The sequence below is a fragment of the Micromonospora sp. NPDC051924 genome (assembly GCF_055586005.1).
The window spans coordinates 1-7,330 of record NZ_JBVJJA010000101.1 but is presented as its reverse complement, the minus strand read 5'-3'; the positions used below and the strand labels follow the sequence as shown (position 1 = coordinate 7,330).

Annotated in this window: 6 protein-coding genes; 2 read left to right on the top strand and 4 right to left on the bottom strand. The window is 70.4% G+C overall.

Annotated elements, in window-relative coordinates; translation table 11 throughout:
* Positions 1-347: 347 nt before the first annotated feature.
* The 4 genes from ACZ6S5_RS34720 to ACZ6S5_RS34705 all read right to left on the bottom strand — a co-directional run bounded on the left by ACZ6S5_RS34720 (position 348) and on the right by ACZ6S5_RS34705 (position 4,547).
* Positions 348-1,433 carry an endonuclease/exonuclease/phosphatase family protein gene (locus ACZ6S5_RS34720; RefSeq protein WP_466006527.1) on the bottom strand — a complete coding sequence of 362 codons (1,086 nt, stop codon included), beginning with the start codon at positions 1,431-1,433 and terminating at the stop codon, positions 348-350.
* A gap of 97 nt (positions 1,434-1,530) precedes the next feature.
* Entirely contained in the window at positions 1,531-1,944 is a 414-nt protein-coding gene (locus tag ACZ6S5_RS34715; protein ID WP_466006526.1) for a VOC family protein, read from the bottom strand.
* Between the two features lie 198 nt (positions 1,945-2,142).
* Complete coding sequence (locus ACZ6S5_RS34710) at positions 2,143-4,176, bottom strand: amylo-alpha-1,6-glucosidase (RefSeq protein WP_466006525.1); 2,034 nt, start codon at positions 4,174-4,176, stop codon at positions 2,143-2,145.
* Positions 4,173-4,547: an SCP2 sterol-binding domain-containing protein gene (locus tag ACZ6S5_RS34705; RefSeq protein ID WP_466006524.1), complete on the bottom strand. Its 375-nt coding sequence runs from the start codon at positions 4,545-4,547 to the stop codon at positions 4,173-4,175. The genes ACZ6S5_RS34710 and ACZ6S5_RS34705 overlap by 4 nt, the downstream gene beginning before the upstream one ends.
* A 194-nt stretch (positions 4,548-4,741) precedes the next feature.
* Here ACZ6S5_RS34705 and ACZ6S5_RS34700 point away from each other — a divergent pair, with 194 nt between their 5' ends.
* Both ACZ6S5_RS34700 and ACZ6S5_RS34695 read left to right on the top strand, forming a co-directional pair.
* Entirely contained in the window at positions 4,742-5,119 is a 378-nt protein-coding gene (locus ACZ6S5_RS34700; RefSeq protein ID WP_466006523.1) for an SCP2 sterol-binding domain-containing protein, read from the top strand.
* Positions 5,116-7,200: an amylo-alpha-1,6-glucosidase gene (locus tag ACZ6S5_RS34695; RefSeq protein ID WP_466006522.1), complete on the top strand. Its 2,085-nt coding sequence runs from the start codon at positions 5,116-5,118 to the stop codon at positions 7,198-7,200. The genes ACZ6S5_RS34700 and ACZ6S5_RS34695 overlap by 4 nt, the downstream gene beginning before the upstream one ends.
* Positions 7,201-7,330: the final 130 nt, after the last annotated feature.

Here is a 7,330-nt window from a genome sequence, read left to right as displayed (position 1 = left end):
CCCCCCCCCCCCCCCCCTCCCCCCCCCCCCCCCCCCCCCCCCCCCCCCCCCCCCCCCCCCCCCCCCCCCCCCCCCCCCCCCCCCCCCCCCCCCCCGCGGTGAGGGCCGCGGTCAGAACCGCGAGGCGGGCACGGGTGGTGGGACGGGGCATGGCGGATCCTCCGGGGGTGCGGAGTCGGGCCGGTGGTACGCCCGGCTGCCGCTTGCCGACGGTCTCGCCCTCCGCGCCCGGGCGTCACACCCGGAGGTGAGAATGGCTCATATCTACCTTCGGGTAATGATTGATGGAGTTCCATGCCCGGGATAGATGCCGTTCACCACCCGCGAATGCCGACGTTTCGCCGCGATCACGGCAGCGCGAGCACCGCCTGGTGACCCAGGTGATCCGACGCCCACCGGCCGTCGGCGGTCTGCCGCTGCGTGCCGAAGAGCTCGCTGGCGACCGGCACCACCGTGCCACGCACCAGCACCATGTCGATCCGATGCTCGACGTCGTCGGCCGGCTCGGTCAGGTCGTCGCCCAGCCCGGCGGTGTAGCCGGGGTCGCCGGGGTGCAGCATCGACCAGGTGTCGACCATCCCGCCGGCCACCAGGGCGAGGTAGGCGAGGCGGTTGTTCGGATCCGGCAGTTCCGGCCCGCTGTTGAGGTCGCCGACCAGGATCAGCCGCCCGGGCACGGCGAGCGGGCCGGCCAGCAACTCCTGCGCCTGCAGCAGGCGGACGCCGGCGTGGAACGCCTCCAGGTGGGTGTTGACGAACCGGAACGTTCGGCTGCCCAGCACGGCGTCCACCGCCGTCCAACCCCGGGTGCTGGTGGCGGTGCCACCGGTGGCGGCGAGCGGGAAGACCAGGTTGTGGACGAAGTTGCCGGACGAGGTCGCGGTCACCTTGACCCGGCCGCCGTGCCGCACCAGCACCACGTCCCGCATGGTGAGCCGGACGTCCAGCAGGTACGGCGCCCCGGCCGGGGCCTCCAGGTCCGCCTCGTCGCGGACCACGGCGACGTCGTACGGGTGGCCGGACTCGGCCAGCTCGGCCGTCAGCAGCGCCAGGTAGTCGTACCGGACCTCGGTGGCCGCGGCCGGATCGCCGATCGGTCCAGTGCGCCAGAGCGCCACCTCCTGCAGGCCGACCAGGTCGGGCTTGCGCTCGCGGATCTCCTCGGCGATCAGCGCCGCCCGGGCCGGGAAGTCGACCAGGTCCACGTGGCGCAGCAGGGCCGCGTTGGCGGCCAGGAACGCCGGCAGGGTCGGCGCGGCGATCGACGGCGTGAGGTCCCCGCCCAGGTAGAGGTTGCGGGTCATCACGGCGACCTTGGGCCCGGCTTCCGCGTGTGCCGGTGGGGCGACGAGCCCCAGGCTGGCCACCGCGACGGCGGCCGCGGTGGCCAGCCTGGCGAGGCGTCGAAGAGGTGAACGCCCATTGCTGTCCATGTCTCTGGTCCTTTCCAGCCGGATCCGCAGATCCGCGTACGGTAACGCCGCTGGGACCAGCGTGGACACCGCTGTTCGGGCGACCTCCTCCCGGCGGTCAGGCCTGCGGCGCGGCGATGTTGACCATCCAGCCGATGCCGAACCGGTCCACGCACATGCCGAACTCGTCGCCCCACATCTGCTTCTCCAACGCCACCGCGACGGTGCCGCCCTCGGAGAGCCGCTGCCAGTAGCCGCGCAGCTCGTCGCCGTCGTCGCCGCTGAGGCTGATCGAGATGTTGTTCCCCGGGTGGTGCTCCATCTCCGGCGGGGTGTCGGACGCCATCAGCGTGAACCCGCTGTCGGTCTCCAACAGGGAGTGCATGACCTTGTCGGCCACCGCCGGATCCGGATTGCCGAACTCGCCGAAGGTGCTCAGCGTCAGGTTGCCACCGAACACCTGCTGGTAGAACTCCATGGCTTGCCGCGCGTCGTCGCGGAAGCTGAGGTACGGGTTGAGCCTCGAACTCATGTCGCCTCCTCTGTCGTGACCTGCGCATCGTCGCAGAGGGACGGAGCGGTTCCAACGAGGCGCGACGGAGGAAGCGGCACCGGGTGACGGCGCACGACGGCGGCCACCCGCACCATTCGCGGTCGGGTGGTCGCACGGATGATCAGGCGGGGCGGCCCAGGCGCGACAGGACGCTGGCCCGGAGGCGGCGTTCCGGCGTCAGTCGATGCGGCCGCGTCCGAAGGCGTCGGCCCGACCCCACCGCCCCGGGATGCCGCGCAGCTCGATCCGGCCGATCTCCCTGGGTACGGCCGGCCTGGTCACCAGGTGCTCCCCGCGTGGCTCCATGCCGAGCATGGTGCGCAGCAGCAACAGCGGGGTGCCCGTCGACCAGGCCTGCGGGCTGCAGGCTGTCGGATAGCGCACCGGATACCGGGTCAGCTGCCGATCGTGACCGGCGAAGGCTTCCGGCAGCCGACCCTCGAAGAACTCCGCCGCGTCGATGATCCCCTGGGCGAGCCGGGCGGCCTCGGTGGTGAAGCCGTAGCGCCGCAGTCCCCAGGCGATGAACGAGTTGTCGAACGGCCACACCGTGCCGACGTGGTAGCCGAGCGGGTTGTAGCGGGCCTGCCCCTCGGCGAGGGTGCGCACGCCCCAGCCGGAGAAAAGCCGCGGTCCGAGGAGGTGTTCCGCGACCTGCGCGGCGCGGCTGTCGTCGACGATGCCGCTCCAGAGCAGGTGGCCGATGTTCGACGACAGCGCGTCCACCTGTCGGCCGTCGATGTCGAGGGCGAGCGCGTAGTATTCCCCGTCCTCGACCCAGAAGTCGCGGTTGAATCGCTCCTTAAGCGCGGCGGCCTCCCGTTCGAGGCGGTCGGCGTAGGCCGGGTCGTGCCAGAACTCGCGGGCCAGTCGCGCCCCGCGGATCTTCGCGTCATAGGTGTAGCCCTGCAGCTCGCAGGTGGCCCGGGGCAGCCCCGGCAGCCGGCCGTCCCGGTAGGAGATGGCGTCCCAGGAGTCCTTCCAGCACTGGTTCTCCAGGCCGGTCACCTCGTTGCGCCGCTGGTACCAGACGTAGCCGTCGCCCATGATGTCGCCGTACTCGTCGATCCAGTCCAGCGCCGCCCGTGCGGAGCGCTCAAGGCGGCGCACCGCGTCGGCGTCCCCCGTCCAACGCTCGTACTCGTCGATGAGGATCACGTACAGGGCCGTCGCGTCGGCGCTGCCGTAGTACGGCGAGTGCGGCTGCTCCTCGAAGCCGGCGCTCTCTCCGTACCGCAGCTCGTGCATGATCTTGCCCGGCTCCTCCTCCCGGAAGTCGTCCAGCACGACACCCTGCAACAGCGAGAGCAGGCGCAGGGTCGTGGCGGCGAGATCCGGTGCGAACGGAAGCGCCTGCAGGCTGGTGAAAATGCTGTCCCGGCCGAAGATGGCCATGAACCACGGCAACCCGGCGGCGGGCAGGCTCCGTCCACTGGCGGTCAACGGCGTGAAACGCAGCGCGGCGAGGTCGACGAGACTGCGCTGGTAGGTCATCATCAGCGACTCGGAGTCGCAGGTCATCCGGGGCGTTTCCGCGAGCCAGCGGTCCAGGTCCTGGCGCATCTCCTTCTTGGCCCGACCGGGCCGGCCCTGCAGGCTCTCCCGCAGATCACGCCCGTTCACGCCCAGTGTCTGCACGTGCAGTTCGGTCACCCACTCGCCGTGCGGCCCGATCCGCACGTCGTACGTCAGCCCGTGCTCGTCGACTCGGGCCGGCTCGGTGGTCGAGATGAGCGTCTCCCGCTGGAACGCCGCGCGCCGGTACCCGAGGCGCAGCCGCCCGTCGTCGACCCGCGCCCAGTACTCACCCTTCTTCTCCCGCACGTCCTTGATCTCGAACAGGTCGGCGAAATCGCTCTCGACCTCCAGCCGGATCCGCAGCTCGACGGGTTCTGCCTGGTGGTTGACCACCGTCAACCGTTCGTGGAAGCTGCCGGCGATCGAGCGTTCCCGGATGGCGGAGACCGTGGGGTCGACGGCGGGATTCGGCGCGACCGGGACGAGGAAGAACCGGCTCTCGAAGTACTCGATGTCGTCCACCGTGAGCGCGCTGAGTCGCATTCCGTCGATGGTCAGCACCCAGGTCGACAGGAAGCGGGTGTCGAACGAGAAGAGCCCGGTCGGAATGCTGGGCGTGGCCGCGACGTCCCCGGTTCGCTCACTGACCACGAAGGTGTTGCCGTCCAGCAGCCGGACGAGTTCCTCGTTCACGGTTGTCTCCGGGGACGCGCGAACGTCCGCGGATGGTGCGCGCCGGGCGGACCTGGGAACAGCCGCTGGATGAGGCGGGCAAGCCGGACGTCGCCCTCGACCCGGACCTCGTTGCGCGCCCACGCCGCGTACAACTGCTCCCGGCCGCTGGCGATCAGGTCGAAGAGTGCCTTTTCGGTGCTGATGATGCTCTCCGCCCCGGGCTCCTGCCTCGACACGCGGACATCTCCCTCGTGGATCACCACGTACCAACTGTCGACCCGGCCGTCGTGACCGAGTTCGAACCGGATGGTGCCGGTGGCCCCCGCGAGCAGGGGATCGTGGCCGCGCCGGCCGAGGTCGTCGAAGAACTCCGCCGTGGAATCTGACATCGGACTCCCTTTGTCAGCACTGACCAGGTCAGCATCACGCACGCCGGCACCGGACGGCATCACCCGGATCGGATGAAATCCGCGCGGTGCGTCGCCGACGCGGGCCGAATTTCACCTGCTCCGGGTGATGCCGGGACAGCCCCGCCCGCGCGAGGGTCGTGGGGAGCCGGTCGACTTCCGAGGGGTGGGGCTTGATGTCCGACGAGACCAGGAGGTTCTTCGAGGAGTTCGGCCGCCAGGGCTCCGCCCGGCTGCTCAGGAAGGCGACCGGCACCATCCGTTTCGACCTCGCGCACGAGCGCGGGATCGACCACTGGTTCGTCACGATCACGAACGGTGATGTCCGGGTGACGAGGGACGTGCGTGCGGCCGACTGCGTCATTCATGCCGATGAGGAGTTCTTCGACCGGATGGCGCGCGGCGAGGAGAAGCCCTTGCCGGCGTGGCTGCGCAACGAGATCACGAGCGAGGGCAAGTTCCGGTACATCGTCCTGCTGGAGCGGATCTTCCGCCCGACGCCGGGCGCGCGCCACCCGCGGGACTTCGCCCGGGAACGGGGGGTTCACCGGTGAGCGCGTCGAGTGGGGACCTGGTCCGGATCCTGGACGGCAACATCTTCGTCCTGAGTGACGACTGCGGCGACATCGAAGCATCGCCGACGGTGCCGTGCGGATTCTTCTCCTTCGACACCCGCTTCCTGTCGGTGTGGCGGCTCAGTGTCAACGGTGAACGGCTGCACGCCCTCGCCGTGGACGACTCGCGCTATTTCGAGGTGCGCTTCTTCCTGGTGCCGGGCGCCCCCACCCACTACCTGGACGCCAAGGTGTCGGTGATCCGGGAACGATCGGTCGCCGGCAGCTTCGAGGAGCGCCTGACCGTTCTCAACCACTCCGCGGAACCGGCCGAGTTCACCGTCCGCATCGACGCGGACTCCGACTTCGTGCCGCTGCTGCGGATTCCCGAACCCGGCGAGAAGCCGGTGGGCCGGATCTACACCCGGGTCGAGGACGGATCCCTGCGCCTGGGCTACCAGCGCGAGAAGTTTCGGCGGGAGACGGCCATCTCCACGACCGAACCGGCGCAGGTCGACGAGCACGGCCTGACGTATCACATCGTGGTTGGACCGCACGGCCAGTGGAGCACCACGCTGCACGTTCGTGGGCTGGTGCTGCGACCGGACGGTGACGACGTCCGGGACCATGTGCACCCCGGCCGCCACCAACGCAATCGGGTGCGACTCGAGCAGGACCTGGCCGGGTGGCTCGACAACGCGCCGAAGCTCAACTGCGACTGGGAGCCGCTGACCAGCACGTACCGGCAGAGCCTGATCGATCTCGCGGCGCTGCGGTTCTCGCCGCTGACGCTGCCGAAGGAGGCTATGCCCGCCGCTGGTCTGCCCTGGGCCGCGACCGTCACCGGCCGCGATCCCATCTTCGCCAGCCTGCAGGCGCTGCCGTTCGCCCCGGACCTTGCCGTCGCGACCCTGCGCATGCTGGGGATCGACCAGGGTGCGGCGCTCGACGACTTCCGGGACGAGGAGCCGGGAAAGATCCTGCGCGAGTTCCGCTACGGCGAGATGGTCGCCTTCGAGGAAACTCCGCAGTCGCCGTATTTCGGCAGCGCGGACGTCACCCCGCTCTTCGTGGTGCTGCTCGACGAGTATGAGCGCTGGACCGGCAACCTCGCCGTGGTGCGGGAGTTCGAGGACGAGGCGCGGGCGGCGCTGCACTGGATCGACGAGTACGGCGACATCATGGGCGACGGCTACGTCTGGTACCAGCGGCGCAACGAGATCACCGGCCTGGAGAACCAGTGCTGGAAGGAATCGTCCGATGCCATCTCCTACCGGGACGGCCGGTTGCCCGGGCTGCCCCGGGCCACCTGCGAACTGCAGGGCTACGCCTACGACGCGAAGATCCGCGGGGCACGCCTGGCCCGCGAGTTCTGGCACGACCCGGCCTACGCCGACCGCCTCGAACGGGAGGCCGCCGCGCTTAAGGAGCGATTCAACCGCGACTTCTGGGTCGCCGACGGCGGCTACTACGCGCTCGCCCTCGACGCCGACGGCCGGCAGGTCGACGCGCTGTCGTCGAACATCGGCCACCTGCTCTGGAGCGGCATCGTCGACGACAGCCGCGCCGCGCAGGTCGCCGGGCACCTCCTCGGGCCGCGCCTGTTCTCCGGCTGGGGTGTGCGCACCCTGGCACAGGGGGAGGGCCGGTACAACCCGCTCGGCTACCACGTCGGCACGGTGTGGCCGTTCGACAACTCGGTCATCGGCTGGGGGCTGCGCCGCTACGGCTTCGCCGAGGAAGCCGCCCGGATCGCCGAGGGCATCGTCGACGCGGCGCGCTACTTCAACGGGCGGCTGCCGGAGGCCTTCGGGGGATACGACCGCCAGCTGACCAGGCACCCGGTCCAGTATCCCACCGCCAACAGCCCGCAGGCCCGGTCCACCGGCGCGCTCCTCCTGCTGCTGCGAACCGTGCTCGGCCTGGAGCCGTACGGGGACGACCTGGTGGTGGCGCCGGCACTGCCGGAGAAGTTCGGCCGGGTCGAACTGTTCGACATCCCGGGCCGATGGGGCCGGATCGACGCGATCGGCAACATCCACGTCGACAGCAGCGGTGGAAGTCGTCCGTCAGCGAGGTGATCCGGCCACGAGACGATGGGGAGCGGGGACGGGTGCGGTGGGTCCGGTCGAACCGGCGGAGACGAGCGCGTCGGCGAACCCGTCGCGGATGGCGCTGACCGCCGCGCGGACGGTGCTCTCCCCGCGCGCG